Origin of the sequence: Micromonospora sp. CB01531 (assembly GCF_001905095.1) — a bacterium.
GTDB lineage: Bacteria > Actinomycetota > Actinomycetes > Mycobacteriales > Micromonosporaceae > Micromonospora.
Map to the genome: position 1 here is coordinate 195,825 of NZ_LWLS01000105.1, position 19,441 is coordinate 215,265.

Here is a 19,441-nt window from a genome sequence, read left to right on the forward strand (position 1 = left end):
GGTCACCGGTCCCGGGTACCCGCCCTGGGCTGCCCGGCGTCGCGGTCGATCCGAAGCTCCCGCTCCAGGTCGGCCACCAGCGCCCGTAGGTCGTCGAGCCGTTGGCTGATCATGATCCGGTCGATCTCGTCCGGTACGCCGTCGCGGTCCTCGTCCACCGCCATCCGTTCGGTCATCTCCAGCCGGCGAGCCTCCTCCATCGAGTTGACGATCACCGCGATGAGGATGTTCACCAGCAGGTTGACGGTGATGAGCACGAAGCTGACGTAGTAGACGAGGGTCCACGGCGACAGCGCCATGCCCTGCTCGATCAGGTCGGGCAGCGTCTCCAGGGACAGCAGCACGAACAGGGTCAGCGCGGCCCGCCCGATCGTGCCGTAGTCGTCGGGATACGCCTCTTTGAAGATGAGCCACCCGGCCATGCCGTACACGTACAGGGTCACCAGGGCGAGGGCGAGGAACCCACCGACCCCGGGAAGGCTGCGCAGCAGCGCCGTGACGATGGTGCGCAGCCCGGGTGAGAAGCGCACCAGCCGCACCACCCGGGCGATGCGGATCACCCGCAGCCCAGCGGACTCGCCGTGCAGGCCGGGGATGAACGCCGCCGCGGTCACCACGAAGTCGAAGACGTTCCACCCGCGCCGGAAGAAGTCCTGGGGCCGACGACCGTGCGCCAGCAGCCGGATGGCGATCTCGACGATGAACACCGTGCGGAAGAACCACTCCAATGCCCGCAGCAGTGTCCCGAGCGACCCCGGGTGCGGGTAGGTCTCGACGCCGAGCACCACCGCGTTCGCCCCGATGACGACGACGATCGCCACCTCGAACCAGCGTGAACCCTCGACGCGGGCACACCACCGCGCTACCCGCGACCGGCCCGACGCCGGCGGGACAGCCCGCTGCCCGGGTACGGGCAGCCCGCTCACCACAGCGCCCTCGCCGCGTCCGCTCCGGCCGCTGCCACGACGGGCCGCCAGGCGGCCGCACTGCCCTTCCTTTCGGACGGCACGTCGGGCGACCGGCGACGTGCCGCGGTGTCGGCGAGACGCGGCGTAAAGATCACCGGCACAGCCTACGAGGACCGACGCCGCACCTCGACCCGGCTACGGTCCGCCCAGACCGAAAGCCGACGCCGATCGCCCGCGGTCACCGCAGTTTCGGGTCGAGGGCTTCGCGGACCGTCTCGCCCAGCATCACGAAGCTGAGCACGGCGGTGACGAGGAACGCGGCGGGGAACAGGAGCAGGTACGGCGAGACCCGGATGTAGTTCTGCGCCTCACTGATCATGATGCCCCAGGACACGACCGGGGTCTTCAGGCCGATGCCCAGGAAGGACAGGGTCGCCTCGGCGCCGATGAAGGAGCCGATCATGATCGTCCCGTACACCAGTAGCGGCGCGACGCAGTTCGGCAGCAGGTGTTTGAGGACGATTCGGCCGGTGCCGGCGCCCAGGGCCCGCGCGGCCAGGATGTAGTCGGCCTCCTTGGTGGCCAGCACGGAGGAGCGCATCAACCGCATCACCACCGGCCACAACAGGACCACGAGCGAGACGATGACCAGGCCCATGATCTGCGACTCGCTGTTGTCCGTGCCCGAGCCGTTGAAGGTGGTCAGGATGACGATGGCGCCGAGCATGAACGGCAGGCCGAAGAAGACGTCCGCGATGCGGGAGAGCAGACTGTCGACCCAGCCGCCGCGGTAACCGGCGACCATGCCCATTGTGCCGCCGATGAGCAGCGTGCCGATGGTGGCGAGCAGCGCCACCATGATGGAGGCCCGGGCACCGTAGATGGTGCGCGCGTACACGTCCCGACCCTGCACGTCGTAGCCGAACCAGGCGGACGCCGAGGGATCGACGCGACTGTGTGCCAGGTCGCCGTTGACCGGGTCGCCGGAGGTGAACAGCCAGGGGAAGGCCGCCATCAGCACGAAGACCAGGATCAACGTGGCGGAGATCCAGAACAGCGGCTTGCGGCGCAGATCCCGCCACGCGTCACCCAGCAGGCCACGCGGCTGCTGCTCTCGCGCGGACTCCGGCAGGCCGGCGGTCGGTGCCCCGGTCTCGCTCGGCTGCTCGGGACGCGGGGTGCTGACCAGCGAGGCACTCGGGTCACTCATCGCGAATCCTCCGGTCCGGGCCGGTGGCGCCACCAGCAGGCTCGTCGGGAAACATCCGAGTATCAGGAATCGACCACGATGCCCACACGGTAACGGCGTGGTGCACGCTGCGCATCGGACGAACGTTTGACAACCATCAGCAGTGGCGAGCGGCGAGTCGGGCACCGCGGTCATTACCGCCACCACCATCGGTGGACCGGCTCGCCCCCGCCGGCCTCGCCGCCCACAACGCGGGCGCGTTCAGCCCGGCACCGGTCAACCAGTCCGCGGGACCGGTCCCGATACGCGGCGCGACGGCTGAGCTGCCGACCGGTCAGCGGCGGCTTCGCCGCTGGCCGTACAGCTGCAGCGCGTTGCAGACGTCGACGACGCCGGGAACCTCCCACGCCAGCTCGCCGGCCGCCCGGCGGGTCTCCACGTTGGCCACCATCCCGGCGAGGATCACCACCCGGTTCTGCACCGTGATGGTGATCTGCTGGCGCCGGGTGATCCAGTCGATGCTCAGCCGCTGCGCCACCAGAGCCGCGAGGCGGAGATCCTCGCTCTCCTGCGCCGACTCCTCGTTCGTCGGCTGGGACGGGTTGTCGTCGGGGAACGGCGGAAATGCCCAGGGCATCACCATGGCGACTCCTTGACTGTCGATGGCGAAACCGGCTCGCGGCCCACCGGCGCCGTGCCGGCCGACGCGGGGTCGGCCAGGTCACGCAGGGCGGCCGCCCGGCTCTCGTAGAGCGGAAAGACGTCGTCCAGCCGCATCGTGTGCAGAACCGTGAGGACGAACCGGGTGGGTGCCACCAGACACAGCACCGCGGCCCGCTGCCTGGCCTCCTGGTGCGCCCGGACCAGCAGACCGAGCCCGGCCGGGTCGACCACCTCCACCTCGCTGAGGTCCACGAGGACGTGGTCACCGAGGTGGATCGCCTCCGCCAGCGCCCGGCGCACCGCCTCGGCCGGATCGGCGGCCCGCGCGGCGGGTGCGGCAGCGACCTCGTCGAGATAGTCGATGCCCAGCCCGGCCGTCGACCTTCTGGAGCCCGCGTTCGCCCCGCCCAGCTCGGCAGCAAGGGTGCAGCGGGGGCAGTGGTGCGGGCCGGAGGCGAAGGGCGAGCCGACCCAGCCGTTGTCGAACACCAGCGTCCAGACGACCTCCGCGTCGGGCAGGACACTCGCCGCCGCAGTGACGGTGTCACCACAGCCGTCGCAGATCAGAGTCATCAGGTGATCGGCCGGCACGACCGTCATAACCCATCCTCTCGTTCTCTCCGCTCGTCGGCGGCGCTGGAGGGCGGCGGCGCCGGAGCGGACGCGCGGAACAGCGGTGCGTACGCGTCACGCCGCGACTGCCGCTCGGCGGTTACCACGGCGAGGACCACCGCGACACCTGCGAAGCCCGACTGCGCGACCAGCCGCAGGACCGTGAGTTCGGCCAGGTCGGCGCCGAGGAGGCGGATGACGACCGAACCGAGCAGCGCGGCGGCCACGCCGAGCGCGACCGTCAGCCAGACCGGCGCCACTCTGCGCCCCGGCACGAGCAGCCGACCAGCCAGGCCGACGGCGAGCCCGATGGTGAGTGCGCTGATGAGCGCGCTGCCACTCACTGCTGCCTCCTCGCCGGGCGTACGCCGGCCTCAGGAACGTACGGTGACCGTCGCTCGTCCTTGAGCAACGGGACCCCCCGTCGGACGCTGCGTGGTTGCGTCCTGGTCGACCACACCCGAGCGGGACCGCCCGGGCGGATCCAGGATCGGCAGGACCTGGTCCAGCCGGGCCGTTTCCAGGATTCGACGGATGCGCGGGTTGGGGCTGCGCAGCTTGACCGCGCCCTGTCGGCGGAGCATGCGCCGGTGCACGTCGAGCAGCAGTCCGATGCCCGCGGCGTCGATGTGCCGGCACCCCGACAGGTCGATCACCACCTCGGCGGGTCGCAGGGACAGGATTCGATCGAGAATGTGACTGACCTCGGACAGGCGCGCCAGGTCCAGTTCCTCGGTGATCGCCACCTCGACCAGCGGCACGGCGCATTCCGGCGGAGGCGGTTGCGGCCCGGTCATGTCTCCTGCTTTCGTGCGTGTTGTCCGGCTGGTTCACCAGCCTGTGCGGCGACCTTGGAGGGGAGTCCGCAGTTTCATGACAGTTGTGTGACAAAACCCGGGAACGGCTGACACGGTTGGGTCACGGCCAGCGGTCCGTGGATGATGCCCGTATGACGGCCGTACTGGTGATCGAGGACGACGACCGGATCCGGCTCGCGCTGCTGCTCGCCTTGGAGGAGGAGGGTTACACCGCGCACGGCGCGGCGACCGCGGAGGAGGGACTGCGGCGGCAGCGGGAGAACCCGGCCGACAACGTGCTCGTGGACCTGATGCTGCCGGGGCTCGACGGCTTCGAGTGCATCCGGCAGATGCGCCGCGACGACGACGTGCCCATCGTGGTCGTGAGCGCCCGGGACGACACCCACGACATCGTCGCCGCGCTGGAGGCGGGTGCCGACGACTACCTGGTGAAGCCGGTGGCGATCAAGGAATTGTCGGCCCGGCTGCGGGCCCTGCGGCGGCGGGGGCGCGCGCTCGTGGCGCCGGTCCCCGCGCAGGTCTTCGGTGACCTGGAAATCAGCCCGGACGCCGGCGAGGTACGCCGGGCAGGTCAGCGGGTCGCGGTGACCCGCACCGAGTTCCGGTTGCTCTGCGAACTGGCCGAGCACGCCGGTCGGGTGTTGTCCCGGCAGCAGTTGCTGCAGCGGGTCTGGGGATACGACACGGGCGACGAGCGGCTGGTCGACGTGCACGTGGGGCGGCTGCGGCAGAAGATCGAGGCCGATCCGGCGAACCCGCGGCACCTGGTCACGCTGCGTGGCCTCGGCTACAAGCTTCAGCGATGATCCGCCTCGGACTCCGTGCCCGGGTCACCGCCGCCTTCGCGGTCGGCGCGTCACTGCTCGCGGCGTCCATGGCGTTGTTCTCCTACGACCTGACCCGCCGGTCGCTGCTCGACGAGCGGGAACGGGCGGCGGTACGGGCGGCCTACTTCGACGCGGCCGTGGTACGGACCGGGCTGGACACGGACGCCCCCGACGTGGTGGAGGTGCTGCGCTCCCTGGACACCGGCAGTATCCGCCGGCCGCTGCTGTACTTCAACGGCCGCTGGTACGGCCGCTCGGCGGACATCGGCGCGACTTCCATCCCCGGCGAGCTGCAGCAGCTGGTCCGCTCCGGGGAGCCCGGCGTGCAGCGGGTACGCCTCGACGGCCAGCCCACCCTGCTCGTCGGAGTTCCCTTGTCGGCGTCCACCGGCTACTACGAGCTCACGTCGCTGCGCGAGGTGGAGCAGACCTTCCAGGTGATGGCGCTGACCCTCACCGCGGTCGGCATCATGGTCGCCGGCGCCGGCGCCGCCCTCGGCTGGTACGCCACCCGCCACAGCGTGCGCCCGTTGACCGCCGTCGCAGACGTCGCCGAGCGGATCGCCGCCGGTGACTTCAGCACCCGCCTCGACCCCACCACCGACCCGGACCTGACCCGGCTCTCCACCTCGTTCAACCACATGGTCGACCAATTGGTCCGGCGGATCGAGCGGGACCGCCGGTTCGCCGCCGACGTCAGCCACGAACTGCGGTCGCCGCTGCAGACCCTGGCCGCCGCCGCGGACGTGCTCACCCGCCGCCGCGACCACCACGACGAGCGCACCGCCACCGCGGCCGGCCTGGTCGCCGACGAGGTCGCGCGCTTCCAGCGCCTGGTCGACGACCTGATGCAGCTGGCCCGCACCGAACGGCCCGCGCAGCGCGAGACCGTCGACCTGGCGGCCCTGGCTGGGGAGGCGTGCCGCAGCCGCTCCCTGCCCGGCGACCTGGTCCGCATCCCGCCCGGCACACCGAGCCGCTGGCTGGTCGATCGGCGCCGGGTTGAGCAGATCCTGCTGAACCTGCTGGACAACGCCGTCCGCTACGGGGGCGGCCCGGTCGCCGTGCACCTGCAGGTGCAGGACGGCACCGGGGTCATCGAGGTCGACGACGAAGGCCTCGGCGTGCCGGTGCAGGACCGCGAGATCATCTTCGACCGCTTCGTCCGCGGCCGCGCCGCCCACGCCCGGGCGGACACCAACGGCACGGGTCTCGGCCTGGCACTTGTCGCCCAGCACACCGCCGCGCACGGCGGCCGGGCGAGCGTGACGGACCGGCCGGGCGGCGGCGCCCGGTTCCGGGTGGAGCTGCCGGGGAGCCTGCCGTGAGCCGGGCGTCCCGGGCCCTGCTGCTCGTCGTGGTCCTGCTCGCCGGGTGCGGGGTGCCCATCGACGAGTCCCCCCGCCCGGTGCAGGTACCGCGCGGACGGCAGCCGGCACCGGTGACCGGCACGCCGACCGGATCGGTGGGCCGGGTGGACGAGACGCTCTGCTTCGTCCGCGACGACCGGCTGTACCCGATGGTGCGCCGGATCGACGCGCTTCCCCCGGTCGACGTCCACCTGCAGCACCTGCTCGCCGGGCCGTCGAGCACGGAACGGGACAGCGGCCTGACCAGCGCGCTGCCGGGCACGGTCGTGGTGGCCGGGGCCCGGGTGAACGGCCGACTCGTCGAGGTCGACATCCAGGAAGCCGTTGACGAGACGGGTCGGAGCGACGAGATCCTCGCCTTCGGTCAGATCGTCTGCACGCTCACCAGGCGGCAGGACGTGGACGGGGTGTCCTTCCAGCGGGCCGGGCGGCCGTTGGACGTGCCCCGCGCGGACGGTTCCCTGTCCCGACAGCCGCTCACCGCCGCCGACTACCTGCCGCTCACCCGGCAGCGGTGACCCGCGCCGGGACAACCTGACCGGCGGAGCCGGCGGCTGGTCGGCCGACCGCCTGCCGGGCGGACGGTGGCGGCGGACCGGCGGCACGGGACGGTGCTGGTACCCGCCGAACCGCCGCTGTGCTGAGGATCACGGTGGCGGTGTCGCCTCCGAAGGCGGCGGGAGACGGGCGCGCCCAGGTGTCGTCCCGCCCGCCTTCCGCCCCGCGCCATCGGTCGTGAGCGGAGACCTGAGGCGCCGCGCCGGCCGTGGCCCGCGGCCGCGCGCACCCCCGGCCGGGCCTGCCTCCGGCGCTGGATCGAGGTTCCAGGGGCGGTGCAAACAGCGCTCTGACCAGCGCGGCTTGCCACCGATGCGCGGTGTACCCGGACGACACGACAGGTCAGCCGTCGATGTCTCACAGCCGGCGCAAAGCACGATACGGCGGACGGCTGCGGGTCCGCCGCGGTACGGTGCCGGCCTGAGGTGGGGCGCCCAGACTCGGGGCGCGGCGACGCGCAGGGCGTGGGCTCGCCGGCGGCCGGCGCTGACCGGGCCAACCAGTGTGGGTGGTCACGGAGAATCCGAGCGCGAATTGTCGCCCGCAGTCGCTACTGTGCCAGCGGACGTCGCCCCTCCCGTGACTTCCCGTGCTCGCCAGCGCGGTGCCGCCACCGCCCCCGATCAACACGAACCCAGGAGACTGTTAGTGACCCAGCAACCCGCCGCGACATCGGACAAGCTCGACGCCGGCGTTCTCACGGTGGCGGGAGTCGTCGTTCTCGGTGCGATCATGTCGATCCTCGACGTCACCGTCGTCAGCGTCGCGATCCCGACGTTCCAGAGCGAGTTCGACGCCACCTACGCCCGAGTCGCGTGGACCATGACCGCCTACACGCTCGCGCTGGCCACGGTGATCCCGCTCAGCGGCTGGGCCGCCGACCGGTTCGGCACCAAGCGCCTCTACATGATCGCGCTGGCGCTGTTCACGATCGGGTCCGGGCTGTGCGCCACCGCCGACTCGATCAACCAGCTGATCACCTACCGCGTCCTTCAGGGGCTCGGCGGCGGCATGCTCATGCCGCTGGGCATGACGATCATGACGAAGGCCGCCGGCCCGCACCGGATCGGCCGACTGATGGCCGTCCTCGGCATCCCGATGCTGCTCGGTCCGATCGGCGGTCCGATCCTCGGCGGCTGGCTGATCGACACCGCGAGCTGGCACTGGATCTTCCTGATCAACCTGCCGATCGGCGTCATCGCGCTCGTCTACGCGCAGCTGGCCCTGCCGAAGGACAACCCCGAGCCGTCCGAGTCGTTCGACTTCATCGGCATGCTGATGCTCTCCCCGGGCCTCGCCCTGTTCCTCTACGGCATCTCCTCGCTGCCCGAGGCCGGCACGATCGCCGAGACCAAGGTGTGGGCGCCGATGCTCGTCGGCGCCGCGCTCGTGGTGGGCTTCATCGTCTACTCGTTCAAGCCCCGGCACCCGCTGCTCGACCTGCGGCTGTTCGCCAACCGCAACCTGACCATCGCGTCAGTGACCCTGTTCGTGTTCATCATCGCGTTCATGGGCGCCGGCCTGCTGTTCCCGAGCTACTTCCTGCAGATCCGCGGCGAATCGACGCTGACCGCCGGGCTGCTGATGGCGCCGCAGGGCATCGGCGCGATGCTCACCATGCCGATCGCCGGGATGCTGGCCGACCGGGTGCCCGTCGGCCGCACCGTGCCGTTCGCGCTGGTGCTCATCGCCGCCGGGTTCTTCACCTTCACCCAGATCGACCCGCACACCTCGTACTGGCTGCTCTGCGGTTCGCTGTTCGTGATGGGTCTGGGCATGGGCGGCACGATGATGCCGATCATGACCTCGGCGTTGAAGACCCTGCACGCGCAGGAGGTGGCCCGCGGCTCCACGCTGGTCAACATCCTCCAGCAGATCGGCGGGTCCGTGGGCGCCGCGGTGATGTCGGTGATCCTCACCAGCGAGCTGAACGGCTCCCAGCCGATCCCGGGTGCGGTGGACCCCAACAGCGGCAAGCCGGTCACCGAGTCCGGCCTGGCCATCGCGGCGCAGCTGCAGCCGGATCTCCTCCGGCAGTTCCCGGTGCCCGCGCAGCTCATCGAGCGCGGGCTGGACTTTGCCGCCAGTTCCTTCGCCACCACGTTCTGGGTCGGGTTCGCGCTGGTGCTGACCACGTTCATCCCGGCCGCGTTCCTGCCCCGCTGGCGCAAGCCGTCGCAGCCGCTCGACGGGCAGCAGACGGAGCAGACGCCGGCGCCGGTCGTCATCCACTGATCCGCCGTCGGGCCGCCCGGCACCCCGGGTGGCCCGACGGCCGGGCCCGATCCACGCTGCGGCCGGGGCTGCCAGGATTCCTGGCAGCCCCGGCCGTCTCACTGTCTGGAGGTGTGGCAGGCGCGATTACCGGCACGGCCGTCGGCGGCCGCCCGGCGCGGTTGCCGGGCTGCCTGATCGTGCCGCCACAGCTCGCGACCGTCCGGCTGGCTGCTCTCGGCATCACCGGCCCCGGGCCACCCTGGCGGGCTGGTCCGGCCGCCGCGCTCAGCCGCCGGTCGACCTGGGGAGTCGGACGGCCGCGGACTGCACCACCGGCGCGAGGACGATCAGCGCCAGGCCGCCGGTCGGCGAAACAACGGCGGCCAGCGTGGCGCCCGCGAAGACCACGGACAGCGCCACAGGCGGCAGCAGCGCCGGAGACGCCTCCGGATCCGGTGACGTGCGTAGCGAGGGGCGGCGGCCGATCCACCAGGTCTGCGCGAGCGCAAGGAGACTGATGGCCAGCATGTTGGCGACGTAGAAGACCGCGGAATCGGCGCGCAGGCGTGTCTCGACGAACAGCCGCGCGGTGGGAAACGGCAGAAAGACCACCAGCATCAGCCAGATCGTGTTCAGCACGACGAGGACCTCGTCGTAGTCGACGAGCCGTTCGTACAGTTGTCGGTGCGTTCGCCAGAACAGTGCGATGACCAGGAACGACACGGCGAAGGAGAGGATGTCGCCCACGTGTTGGTGGACCAGGTCGGCCACCGACTGCCGGGCGGTGCTCTGGTCGGCGAAGTCGACGAGGGGGAGCGCCAGCAGGGTCAGGGCGATGGCCACGGCCGCGTCGGTGAAGGCGATGACCCGTTGCAGCGTGCGGCTCCGGCTCTGGTGGCCGTCGACGTTCTGCCGTTGGCAGGCTTCGGCTGGCTCGTCGTTCATGCCCTGATTCTGGCGAATCGGGCAGTTTTCTCGGGCCGGCCTGGCTGAACCGCCCGGGCTCATCTTGTCGCTCCCCCGCCCGCCTGACGGCGGGGGAGCGGATCAGACCTCGCCGGCGGTCGGTGACCGGGCGGCCCGGTGGATATCGAGCAGGTGGTGTTCGCCCTCGTGGATCGTGTGCTGACCGAGCCAGAGCAGCGTCCGGATCTGTGGCTGCGGCCAGGGGTAGCCGCCGGTGCGGGCCAGCTCCGATGGGCCGAGCAGGCTGAACCGGGCGGCCAGGTCGTCGGCCGCCGCGGCCAGCTCGTCGAGCACCACCCTGGGGTCCTGCTCGTTGTAGGCGTCGGCGATGGCGCGTTCGTCGCGCCCCATCGGCGTGAATTCCGGCGCGTCGACGGTGAGGGCCAGCGCCAGCCGCTCACCCTGGACACGGAGCACGTCCCGCACATGGCAGGTGTATTCCAGTGGCGACCACACGCCCGGGGCCGGTCGTCGACGTAGGTCCGGCACCTCGCTCAGTGCGGCCGAGTAGCGCGCCCGCAGCCCACGCAGCAGCCGCGGCAGGTCCTGGCCGGACACGCTCGCGTACACGAACGTGCACTCGTCGCACCGATCCATCCGCCCAGGGTACCGGCACCCTCCCCGCCGTCCTCGCGCACCGCGACGTCGAGCGGCCGGCCGGCCCACGACCGTTCGACGGCCGATGACAACGCGTAGCGCGGCCTCCCCCCACGCGCCATGTTGCCTACGTAAGGTGGGATGGCCGCCCCCGCCGGAAGACCGCCGATGGGCCGTCTCCGAGCCTGCCGGGCGGACGGACATCCGCACCGCACCAGGAGCCAGGACGGAAGGATCACCGTGACCGCCACCGAATGGACCACCGAGGCCAAGGGCGCCGGCCAGTACGCGGAAGTGAACGGCATCAACCTCTACTACGAGACGCACGGGTCCGGGCGCCCGCTGATCCTGCTGCACGGCGGCCTGGGGTCGGGCGAGATGTTCGGAGCGGCGCTGCCCGTGCTCGCCGCGCGCCATCAGGTCATCACCGTCGACCTGCAGGGGCACGGCCGGACCGCCGACATCGACCGACCCCTCGACATCTGGTTCATGGCCGACGACATCGCGGCGCTCATCGACCACCTCGCGCTGGAGAAGCCGGACCTGGTCGGCTACTCCCTCGGCGGTGGGGTGGCGCTGCGTGCCGGAGCCCGATACCCGGGCAAGGTGGGCCGGCTCGTCGCCGCCTCGGCGCACATCCGGTCCGACGCGATCTACCCGGAGATGCGGGCGCAGCAGGGACAGGTGAGCGCCGCCGCCGCCGAGTTCATGAAGGACACGCCGATGTACCAGCTATACCAGCGGGTGGCGCCGCGCCCCGAGGACTTCCCACTGCTGCTGGACAAGATCGGCGAGGCCATGGCGCAGGACTTCGACCTCACCGAGGACATCTGCGGCCTCCAGGTGCCGACGATGATCGTCGCCGCCGATGCCGACATGGCGCCGCCGAGCCACTACGTCGAGGTCTTCAAGTTGCTCGACGGCGGTCTGCGCGACGGCGGGTGGATGGGGGAGGGCCGGCCGAAGGGCGGGCACGCCCTCGCGATCCTGCCCGGCCTGACCCACTACAACATCTTCAGCTCGCCACTGTTCGCCGAGGTCGCCCTCGCCTTCCTCGACGATCAGCAACGCTGAGGAGAGGCACGACCGTACGGCCGCGAGGTCGTGGTGCTACCGCGTTGGCGATGTGAGCGACTGCCCTCACGATCGAGTGGTGCGGTACCGCTTGATCCACTGTCGGTTCAGGTCGTCGGCCTGCCGGTGATGCTGGGCAGTGATGGGGCGTCCGGCCTCAAGGTCGAGGCCGAGAAAGCCGAGGATGCCGCGTGTGGTGGCGACCATGTCCCGGTCCAGGTCCTCGTAGCGCACGACGTGCGGTCGGATTCCCCACGAGGCGAACCACGCTGCCCAGGCCGCGTTGTGCCGCCGGATCATGGTGAGGTACTGCGTGATGCCGTCCGCGTCGAAGTGGGGTGGGGCGCCGGTACCGGTGTTGCCACTGATCTCTCCGTCCCCGCGAAGGCAATCGCACCGCCCGGCTACCGGCAACCGAATTGCGTGCCGGCAGCGTCAGGTGCCGTCAGGGACGCTCTTCTCGAACCAGTGGTGGGCGTAGTGCTCGGTGTTGTAGGGCTCGATCTCGCGGTATCCAACGGCGCGGTAGAGCGCGATCGCCTCGGTGAGATTGCGATTGGTGTCCAGCCGGACGGCGTTCCAGCCTCGGTCGGCGGCATAGCGTTCCAGTTCGCCCAGTAGCCGCCGGCCGAGCCCGAGTCCACGCACCGCGTCGGACACCCAGACGCGCTTGATCTCGGCGGGTGCGTCGCGGTGGAGTTTCACCGCGCCGCAGCCGACGGGCTCGTCGTTGAGCGTGGCGAGCAGGAACACGCCGGCGGGTGGGACGAGCGCGTCGTCGTGGACGGGGTTGCTCAGGGCCGGGTCGAAGCCGGCGTCGAACCGTCGCGCGACCTCTCGGGCGTAGGCCCGCACGCACGCGCGGGCGCGCGGGTCGCTCGGCGGGCATGGCGCGATGACCACCATCGACGCGACGAGCAGCCGCTCGACCTCGGCCATCGCCGCGACGAGCCGCTGGCGGCGGTGCGCGTTGAGCGGCTCGAGGAAGGTCCAGGCGAACTCGTCGGAGCGTTTGTCGAGCTCCGTCCACTCGGCCTGGCCGGTCTCGGTGAGCGCGGCGGACCGTACCCGCCCGTCGCCGCCGATCTGGTCGGCCGGCCCCACGGTGACGAGCCCGTCGCCCTCGAGGGTGCGCAGCAGTCGGCTCAGGTAGCCCGAGTCCAGGCCGAGCCGCGCGCGCAGCGCGGCGACCTCGGCGCCGCCGGGGCCGATCTCCCACAGCAGCCGCGCCTGCGCGAGGGGCCGTCCGCGGGCCATGTACTCGTCGTCGAGCGCCCCCACCCGCTGGGTCACCGTCCGGTTGAACCGCCGCACGGCGGCGATGAGCTCGGCATCCATATACCTGACCTTAGTCAGGTATATGCGGCGTCGCCAGCCTGATCCGTCAGACCTCGAGGAACTCGTCGACCATCGCGACCAGCCACTCCGCTGGGGAAGGTCCTGTGCATCGTGCCGGGCAGAATCAACCAGGGCCGGTCAGCCGCCCGGGTCGGGCGCACAGCACAGGTACTCCTCGTGGAACTCGGAGCCGTGCAGGTGCTCGGGCGGCAGGTCCTGGATGCCGTCGAGCAGGCCCGGACAGAGGCCCCCACGGGTGCAACCCACCGAGGCCAGCACCAGCCGGCTTCCTACTTGTCGTGCTGTCGCCGCACCATCTCGTTGATCCAGATGGGCGCGAACGGAGACGTGCAGCCCGCGGATGTCGGATAGTCCTTGAGCACCTCCAGGCGCTCACCGATGGCAACTGCACGGGCGCGGTACTCGGCGTGCTCGATCCCGATATGACCCAGGCACTCGTTCATCGCCCACTGCAGGCGATCCGGGGCGTCTTTCATCTCCGCCTCGATGACGTCGAGCAGTCCTGCGAGGTCGAGGCCCTCGGGCTTCTTCGTCACGCGTTCGGTGGTCAGCGCCCAGCCGGCACTGGCGACCACGGGATCCGGATCGGCGAACCAGGCCAGGCGCAGCTCTTCGGAGTGCGGGTTCTTCTTCACCACGTAGTTCACGAGCCAGTCGTGCGCCTTGGGTGTGCGCGCCTCGCGCAACATGACGTCCAATTCGTCACGCCCGAACGCCTTCGGGCGGCAGATCAGGATCGCCAGCAGCCTCGCCGCGGTGTCATCCGTCTCCCAGAGCCGGCACGCGAGTTCCTGCTGCGTCTTCAGCCGCTTCGCGAGCGCGCGCAGCTTGCTGAGGTGCACACCGTGATCGTCACCGTGCTTCTCGTTCACCTCGCGTGTCTTCGGGTCCTCGAGCTCGGCCAACTCGGCCATCACCTCGGCCACCATCGTCTCGCTCAGCGTCGTCTCGGCCACCTCAGCCTCCCGTCCATCACCTGCGAACGGCACGTGAATTCGTCAGCCCTTTGCTGCGGCGATGCCGTGTGGGGCGATGAACACCTTGTCAGCCGTGCCGTTCCGCTGCGCTTCGAGGGCCTCCGGTAGCTGGTCCAGGCCGTAGAAGGCCGGACGCAGCCGGTCCAGGCCCAGGGTTGGCAGCATCTGCACCGCGCGGTGGTGCGTGTACGGATTGATCACCGCACCGACGAGCGTCAGCTCCCGCGCGAAAATCTCGTTGGGGCGTACCCGGGCCTCGTCGTCGGGCCGGGCAACCCCGAAGACGAGAATTCGACCGCCGCGCGACGACACGGTGATCGCCGATTCCAGGATCCGGCCGGAGCCGACCGCGTCGATCACGTGCGGAAAGCCGAGCCCGTCGGTCAGCGCGGTGGCCTCGTCCAGCGACGCCGGGTCGAGGGCGACGTCCGCGCCCATTCGTAGGGCGGCCTCCCGTCGGTCGGCGCGCGGGTCCAGCACCACGACCGGTGCGAGCCCGCGGGCCTTGGCGAGGGCGACCATCATCGCCCCGGCCGGTCCGGCGCCGAAGATGAGGATCGGCAGCCCGGAGCGCGGGTTCAGCTGATCCATGCCGTGCAGGCAACAGGCGAGCGGCTCGGTCAGCGCCCCGATCCACGGCGGCGTTGCGTCCGGCAGCCGGTAGGCGATCCGCGCCGGCACCGTCATCCGCTCGGTCATGCCGCCGTCAAGCTTCACGCCGTACCCCCGCTTGCTGTCGCAGAGGTGTTCCTGACCGAGGCGGCAGTAGGTACACCGGGTGCAGTAGTCGTGCGGTTCGACGGTGACCAGGTCGCCGACGGTGAGCCCGTCGACCGCCGCACCCACCTCGGTGATCCGGCCGCACACCTCGTGGCCGAGCACGACCTGGGGCGCGGCGGCGAAGCTGCCGGCGACGATGTGGCTGTCGGTGCCGCAGACGCCGACCGCGAGGGGCGCGATCGCCACCTCCGCCGGGCCGAGCGGCGCCGGCTCGGACTTGAGCAGCCGTACGTCGCCGGTGCCGAAGAAACGGGCCTCAGTCAGCAGCACTGAGTAACTCCTTCAGTCGGTGGATGTGTGCGCGGGCGGCTAGCTCGGCGGCTTCCGGGTCGCCAGAGCCGATGGCCTCGAAGATGGCCTGGTGGTCGTGAACGGCCTGGACCATGCCGCCGGTCAGGCTGGTGGAGCGCATCGCCACCAGGACCCGGCTCTGGACGCCGTCGAGCATCCGGGCCAGCACCGGGCTCTTCGCCGCCTGCCGGATCTCCCGGTGGAAGGCCGCGTCCAGCTCGAGGTGGCGGGCGAAGTCGCCCTGCTCCGCGACCGTGCGGTGCTCGGTGAGCAGCGCGAGCAGGCTACGCCGCAGCGCGGCGTCGTACTTCTCCGTCGCCAGCCGGGCCACCGCTCCTTCCAGGACCTCGCGGGCCTCGTAGAGGCTGACCAGTTCGGCGCGGGAGATGCGTGCGACCTCCGCACCGCGGTTCATCGTCTCGGCGGCCAGGTTTTCCTGGACGAGGCGGATCACCGCGTCCCGGACCGGGCTGCGGCTGACCCGGAACTCCTCGGCGAGGGCCGGGACGCTCAGCCGCGTGCCCGGGCGCAGCTCACCGGAGATGATCCGGTCGCGAAGGGTCTTGTAGAGCACTTCACCGACGCGCTGCGGGTCGGCCTGAAGAGAGCTGGTCACTGAAGGAACGTCCCTGCGAAGTGGCGGTAGTTGGCAGCGACCGCTGCGATCGCCTCGGGCCGCGTCAAGTCGCCGGCCAGAAGTCCGCGCAGCGAGTCCCACCAGATGCTACGGCCGATCGCGAAGCCGGTGAACCCGTTGGCGGCGGCATCGCTGAGCCAACCATCGACTGTGGCCCTCGGCGCGTTCGCGCCCAGCAGGATGCATTCGCCGCCGGTCTGCGCGGCGAGGTCGGCGGCGGTCCGGTAGTGCTCCGGCGCGCCCAGGTGCTCCAGCTTCCAGACGTCGACGGGTACCTCCTCGACGATCTCCGCCATCGCCCGGTGGATGAGCCCAGGCCGCACCTCGGTGTCGAACACCTCGCTCGGGATGTTCCGCTGCTCGGGTGTCGGCGGCACGAGCAGCTCGAAGAGGAACCGGCCCCCGGAGTCCCGGACCGCCTGCGACACCTTGGCCAGCCGGGACCGCTGCTCGCGGTTGTCCGACGCCGACCCCTCGACGTTGTAGCGGACCAGCACCTTGGGAAACTCGGGTCGGAAGTGGGCGAGGAACGCCGGCAGATCGGCTGGTTCGGTCTCGTACACGTCGCAGCCACCGCGCTCGACCGGCATGCTCAGCGTGACCCGATGGGCCCGGGCCCGCTCGGGTACACCCGCTCCAAGCTGCTCGTCGACCAGGATGCCGGCGTGCGCGGCCAGGCGGGGCTCGGCTTCGAGAGCGGCGAGCAGTCCTTCGAGAACCATGTGCTTGCCGTCGGTGATCGCCGCGCGCTCCGCGGGCAGCGCGGCCGCGGTGTGGCCGTACAGGGCCTGGGTGAGCCAGGGACGCTGGTCGACGGCGAGGATCAACAGGCTCATCGGGTTACCTCCGACACGAGATGGGCATCCGCCGACACGATGCAGGGCTTGACGTAGTCGCCGGCCACGAAGCGGGCGAACGCCTCGGGCAGCTCGGGCAGGGTGAGGGGCTTGACGATGAGGTCACGCAGCGACGCGCCCATGACGCGCAGCAGGTCCCAGTTCGCCTCGACCTCGTTGACAGGGAAGTAGAAGGACCGGACGGTGTAGCAGTCGGTCCGCCGCCAGCGCGGCGTAGCGGGCATCGTGTACGGCTCGTTCGACTCGCCGAGCGCGACGACCGTGCCGCCGGGCCGAACCACCCGCTGTGCCGTCTCCCGGGCCGCGTTCGCGCCGCTGACCTCGACGACCATGTCGTACTGATTCTCGGCGGTCAGGTCACCGGCGGGCGTAGCGCCGAGTGCCGCCGCGGTCTCGAGGCGAGTGGGATTGGGGTCGAAGGCGTCCACGGCGATCCCCATGGCCTGGGCGACCGCGACGACACCGAGGCCGAGCGGCCCGGCGCCGACGACCAGCGCCCGGTCCACCGTGTCCTGCGTCCGCAGGGCCAGCCGCAGGGCGTGTGCGGCGGTGCCGACCGTGTCGAGCCCGAGGACCGCGACCGACAGCGGGATGTCGTCCGGCACCGGCACGACGCACCGCGCCGGGACGTCCACGTGTTCGGCGAATCCGCCGTCACGCTGCCAGCCGATCAGCTGCGACAGGTTCAGGCACTGGTTCGTACGGCCGGCGGCGCAGCGTACACACGTCCCGCAGAAGACCGGAATGTAGACGATGCCGCGCGTACCCTCGGGCAGCGCTCCGCCGACGACGGTGCCCCCGATCTCGTGGCCCGGAACGACGGTCGAGCCACTGTGCAGCAGCCGCTTGTCCGACCCGCAGAGCGCGCAGACGTCGACCCGCAGGCGCACGTCGCCCTCGGCGACGTCGCCGAGGGCGACCTTCTCGAAAGTGATCTCGCCGTTGCCCTGGAAGCGGGCTCGTATGGACGTCACTTGACGGCTCCTCCGGTGATGCCGCGGACCAGCCAGCGCTGCGCGAAGATCGTCAGCAGCAGGGCGGGGGCGGAGATGAGCGTGCTCGCGGCCATCAGGCCGCCGAAGTCGTTGGATCCCTGGCCGATGAAGTTGAACGCGATGACGGTCAGCGGCAGCGTCCGCTCGTTTGCCAGGGCCAGCGCGAAGAGGAAGTAGTTCCAGCTGAAGATGAAGCTCAGCGTCAGCGCGACCGACAGCCCGGGCAGGGCCAGCGGCAGCGCGATCCGAAGGAACCGCTGCCAGGCGTTCGCGCCGTCGATCAGCGTCGACTCCTCGATGCTGATCGGGATCTCCTCGAAGAACGGCACCAGCAGCCAGATGCACAGCGGCAGCGTGATGATCAGGTGCGCGACGATCAGCAGCGCGTAGTTGAGTGCCACGCTGTCCGGGCCACCGATGCGGATCGAGAGCACGAACAGCGGCAGCACGAACAGCACGCCGGGCGCCATGCGGGCCAGCAGGGTGACGAAGCCCAGCGCGGCCAACTTGCGGCGCACGATCACGTATGCGGCCGGCGCACCGAGGACGAGCCCGAGGATCGTCGACCCGCCGGCCACGATGAAGCTGTTGGCGATGTAGCGGCCGAACGCGAAGCGTTCGAAGAGGTTGGTGAAGTTCTCCAACGTCAGCGGTGAGCCGATGTTGAACAGCGAGCCGGTGATGTCGACGTTGTTGCGCAGCGACGACCAGAGCATGAAGAGCACCGGGCCGAAGAAGACGATCGCGAAGACGAGGTATGCGGCGTACACGCCGCCGAGCCGCTTGGTCATCGCGAGGCCCGCTGCCGGAACCAGGTGAACCCGCCCGCGATCATGATCACCAGGACGAGTAGGGCGACCTGCAGGGCCGCCGCGTAGCTCGGCTCGTGGTCGACGAAGCCGGCGTTGTAGCCGTACACGTTGAGGGTGTTCGTGGAGTTCACCGGACCCCCCTGGGTCATGATGTAGATCGTGTCGAAGAAGCGCACGAGGTCCACCGTGCGCAGCAGCATCGCCACCGTGAGGACCGGGCGCAGGAGCGGGAGGCCGATGTTCCAGGCCGTCCGCCAGCCGCTCGCCCCGTCCAGCGCGGCGGCCTCGAACGGCTCCTCGGGCAGCGACCGGATCCCGGCCGAGATGATCAGCGCCATGAACGGCGTCCACTGCCAGATGTCGACCAGGGCGATGGACCAGGGCGCGATGTCCGGGTCGCCGAGCCACACCACCGGGTCGATACCCACCTTGGCGAGGATCTGGTTGGCCGCGCCGAGCGACGGGTCCATGATCAGCAGCCAGACCAGGCCGACCGCGACCGAGGCCGTGATCGCCGGGACCAGCATCATGCCCTGGAAGATCCGCCGACCCGGCACGTCCAGGCTCATCACGTAGCCCAGGGCCAGCCCGAGGAGGGTCTCCACCAGCAGGCAGACCACGAAGAGGAACAGCGTGATCTTCAGCGAGTTCCAGAACTGCGGGTTGTCGAACATCTCGGCGTAGTTGGCGAACCCGAGGAACCCCGAGTTCGTCCCGTCGGACTGCCGGTCACTGACGGAGAGCCAGATCGTGTACGCGATCGGCACCAGCACGAGCACGGCCGTGACCAGCACGGCGGGCAGCGCGAACGGCCACACGCCCCGGGCCGTCGGGTCGACCCGGCGGCGACGCGGGGGCGGCGCCCCCGCCCCCGGCCCCGCGTTGGCGGAGCCGGAGGCGGCGGGCGACTTCGTCATCAGGTCGCTCATGAGAC

General features: G+C 70.7%; 23 protein-coding genes. 5 read left to right on the forward strand and 18 right to left on the reverse strand.

Features of this window, described 5'->3' with window-relative positions; all coding sequences use genetic code 11:
- Nucleotides 1–2 precede the first annotated feature (2 nt).
- The 6 genes from A6A27_RS32465 to A6A27_RS32490 all read right to left on the reverse strand — a co-directional run bounded on the left by A6A27_RS32465 (nucleotide 3) and on the right by A6A27_RS32490 (nucleotide 4,118).
- Nucleotides 3–929 (reverse strand): ion transporter, encoded by a 927-nt coding sequence (locus A6A27_RS32465; protein WP_338013326.1) that lies wholly within the window; start codon nucleotides 927–929, stop codon nucleotides 3–5.
- A 217-nt stretch (nucleotides 930–1,146) separates the two neighbouring features.
- Nucleotides 1,147–2,118 (reverse strand): ABC transporter permease, encoded by a 972-nt coding sequence (locus A6A27_RS32470; RefSeq protein ID WP_073838435.1) that lies wholly within the window; start codon nucleotides 2,116–2,118, stop codon nucleotides 1,147–1,149.
- 313 nt (nucleotides 2,119–2,431) lie between these two features.
- Nucleotides 2,432–2,740: a BON domain-containing protein gene (locus A6A27_RS32475; protein ID WP_073838436.1), complete on the reverse strand. Its 309-nt coding sequence runs from the start codon at nucleotides 2,738–2,740 to the stop codon at nucleotides 2,432–2,434.
- On the reverse strand, nucleotides 2,734–3,360 hold the full coding sequence (locus A6A27_RS32480) for an STAS domain-containing protein (RefSeq protein ID WP_073838437.1): 627 nt from the start codon (nucleotides 3,358–3,360) through the stop codon (nucleotides 2,734–2,736). Before A6A27_RS32480 ends, A6A27_RS32475 begins: the two co-directional genes overlap by 7 nt.
- Nucleotides 3,357–3,716 (reverse strand): GlsB/YeaQ/YmgE family stress response membrane protein, encoded by a 360-nt coding sequence (locus tag A6A27_RS32485; RefSeq protein ID WP_073838438.1) that lies wholly within the window; start codon nucleotides 3,714–3,716, stop codon nucleotides 3,357–3,359. The genes A6A27_RS32480 and A6A27_RS32485 overlap by 4 nt, the downstream gene beginning before the upstream one ends.
- 30 nt (nucleotides 3,717–3,746) lie before the next feature.
- Nucleotides 3,747–4,118 (reverse strand): STAS domain-containing protein, encoded by a 372-nt coding sequence (locus A6A27_RS32490; RefSeq protein WP_241825552.1) that lies wholly within the window; start codon nucleotides 4,116–4,118, stop codon nucleotides 3,747–3,749.
- 203 nt (nucleotides 4,119–4,321) lie between these two features.
- Between A6A27_RS32490 and A6A27_RS32495 the strand changes: the two genes are divergently transcribed.
- The 4 genes from A6A27_RS32495 to A6A27_RS32510 all read left to right on the forward strand — a co-directional run bounded on the left by A6A27_RS32495 (nucleotide 4,322) and on the right by A6A27_RS32510 (nucleotide 9,180).
- Nucleotides 4,322–4,996 carry a response regulator transcription factor gene (locus A6A27_RS32495; protein WP_073838441.1) on the forward strand — a complete coding sequence of 225 codons (675 nt, stop codon included), beginning with the start codon at nucleotides 4,322–4,324 and terminating at the stop codon, nucleotides 4,994–4,996.
- Nucleotides 4,993–6,345, forward strand: a complete 1,353-nt coding sequence (locus tag A6A27_RS32500; protein WP_073838442.1) for a sensor histidine kinase — start codon at nucleotides 4,993–4,995, stop codon at nucleotides 6,343–6,345. The genes A6A27_RS32495 and A6A27_RS32500 overlap by 4 nt, the downstream gene beginning before the upstream one ends.
- On the forward strand, nucleotides 6,342–6,905 hold the full coding sequence (locus tag A6A27_RS32505; RefSeq protein ID WP_073838443.1) for a GerMN domain-containing protein: 564 nt from the start codon (nucleotides 6,342–6,344) through the stop codon (nucleotides 6,903–6,905). Before A6A27_RS32500 ends, A6A27_RS32505 begins: the two co-directional genes overlap by 4 nt.
- 688 nt (nucleotides 6,906–7,593) lie before the next feature.
- Nucleotides 7,594–9,180, forward strand: coding sequence for a DHA2 family efflux MFS transporter permease subunit (locus A6A27_RS32510; RefSeq protein ID WP_073838444.1), 1,587 nt, complete (start codon nucleotides 7,594–7,596; stop codon nucleotides 9,178–9,180).
- Nucleotides 9,181–9,447: 267 nt separating this feature from the next.
- Here A6A27_RS32510 and A6A27_RS32515 read toward each other — a convergent pair whose 3' ends face one another.
- Both A6A27_RS32515 and A6A27_RS32520 read right to left on the reverse strand, forming a co-directional pair.
- Nucleotides 9,448–10,107 (reverse strand): TMEM175 family protein, encoded by a 660-nt coding sequence (locus A6A27_RS32515; protein ID WP_073838445.1) that lies wholly within the window; start codon nucleotides 10,105–10,107, stop codon nucleotides 9,448–9,450.
- 102 nt (nucleotides 10,108–10,209) lie between these two features.
- Complete coding sequence (locus A6A27_RS32520; protein ID WP_073838446.1) at nucleotides 10,210–10,725, reverse strand: DinB family protein; 516 nt, start codon at nucleotides 10,723–10,725, stop codon at nucleotides 10,210–10,212.
- A gap of 240 nt (nucleotides 10,726–10,965) precedes the next feature.
- On the opposite strand from A6A27_RS32520, the gene A6A27_RS32525 reads away from it, so the two are divergent.
- Entirely contained in the window at nucleotides 10,966–11,799 is an 834-nt protein-coding gene (locus A6A27_RS32525; protein WP_073838447.1) for an alpha/beta fold hydrolase, read from the forward strand.
- 66 nt (nucleotides 11,800–11,865) lie between these two features.
- Here A6A27_RS32525 and A6A27_RS32530 read toward each other — a convergent pair whose 3' ends face one another.
- From A6A27_RS32530 to A6A27_RS32570, 10 genes are all read right to left on the reverse strand, one after another.
- Nucleotides 11,866–12,213 (reverse strand): Stf0 family sulfotransferase, encoded by a 348-nt coding sequence (locus A6A27_RS32530; protein WP_073838448.1) that lies wholly within the window; start codon nucleotides 12,211–12,213, stop codon nucleotides 11,866–11,868.
- 21 nt (nucleotides 12,214–12,234) lie between these two features.
- On the reverse strand, nucleotides 12,235–13,137 hold the full coding sequence (locus A6A27_RS32535; protein ID WP_073838449.1) for a MarR family winged helix-turn-helix transcriptional regulator: 903 nt from the start codon (nucleotides 13,135–13,137) through the stop codon (nucleotides 12,235–12,237).
- Nucleotides 13,138–13,275: 138 nt separating this feature from the next.
- Nucleotides 13,276–13,416 (reverse strand): hypothetical protein, encoded by a 141-nt coding sequence (locus tag A6A27_RS44570; RefSeq protein ID WP_158074097.1) that lies wholly within the window; start codon nucleotides 13,414–13,416, stop codon nucleotides 13,276–13,278.
- 11 nt (nucleotides 13,417–13,427) lie between these two features.
- Complete coding sequence (locus A6A27_RS32540) at nucleotides 13,428–14,087, reverse strand: DNA alkylation repair protein (RefSeq protein ID WP_198940550.1); 660 nt, start codon at nucleotides 14,085–14,087, stop codon at nucleotides 13,428–13,430.
- A gap of 69 nt (nucleotides 14,088–14,156) precedes the next feature.
- Nucleotides 14,157–15,185 (reverse strand): alcohol dehydrogenase catalytic domain-containing protein, encoded by a 1,029-nt coding sequence (locus tag A6A27_RS32545; RefSeq protein WP_073838451.1) that lies wholly within the window; start codon nucleotides 15,183–15,185, stop codon nucleotides 14,157–14,159.
- The gene (locus A6A27_RS32550; RefSeq protein WP_143194280.1) at nucleotides 15,172–15,822 is read right to left on the reverse strand and encodes a GntR family transcriptional regulator; all 651 of its coding nucleotides are present in this window, start codon (nucleotides 15,820–15,822) and stop codon (nucleotides 15,172–15,174) included. The genes A6A27_RS32545 and A6A27_RS32550 overlap by 14 nt, the downstream gene beginning before the upstream one ends.
- Nucleotides 15,819–16,679, reverse strand: a complete 861-nt coding sequence (locus A6A27_RS32555) for a 2-deoxy-5-keto-D-gluconate 6-phosphate aldolase domain-containing protein (RefSeq protein WP_241825554.1) — start codon at nucleotides 16,677–16,679, stop codon at nucleotides 15,819–15,821. Before A6A27_RS32555 ends, A6A27_RS32550 begins: the two co-directional genes overlap by 4 nt.
- The gene (locus A6A27_RS32560) at nucleotides 16,676–17,674 is read right to left on the reverse strand and encodes an alcohol dehydrogenase catalytic domain-containing protein (RefSeq protein ID WP_158074098.1); all 999 of its coding nucleotides are present in this window, start codon (nucleotides 17,672–17,674) and stop codon (nucleotides 16,676–16,678) included. Before A6A27_RS32560 ends, A6A27_RS32555 begins: the two co-directional genes overlap by 4 nt.
- Nucleotides 17,671–18,486, reverse strand: a complete 816-nt coding sequence (locus A6A27_RS32565) for a carbohydrate ABC transporter permease (RefSeq protein ID WP_073838453.1) — start codon at nucleotides 18,484–18,486, stop codon at nucleotides 17,671–17,673. Before A6A27_RS32565 ends, A6A27_RS32560 begins: the two co-directional genes overlap by 4 nt.
- A complete protein-coding gene (locus tag A6A27_RS32570) occupies nucleotides 18,483–19,436 on the reverse strand; it encodes a carbohydrate ABC transporter permease (protein ID WP_083673041.1) in 954 nt (317 codons plus the stop codon). Before A6A27_RS32570 ends, A6A27_RS32565 begins: the two co-directional genes overlap by 4 nt.
- Nucleotides 19,437–19,441 lie beyond the last annotated feature (5 nt).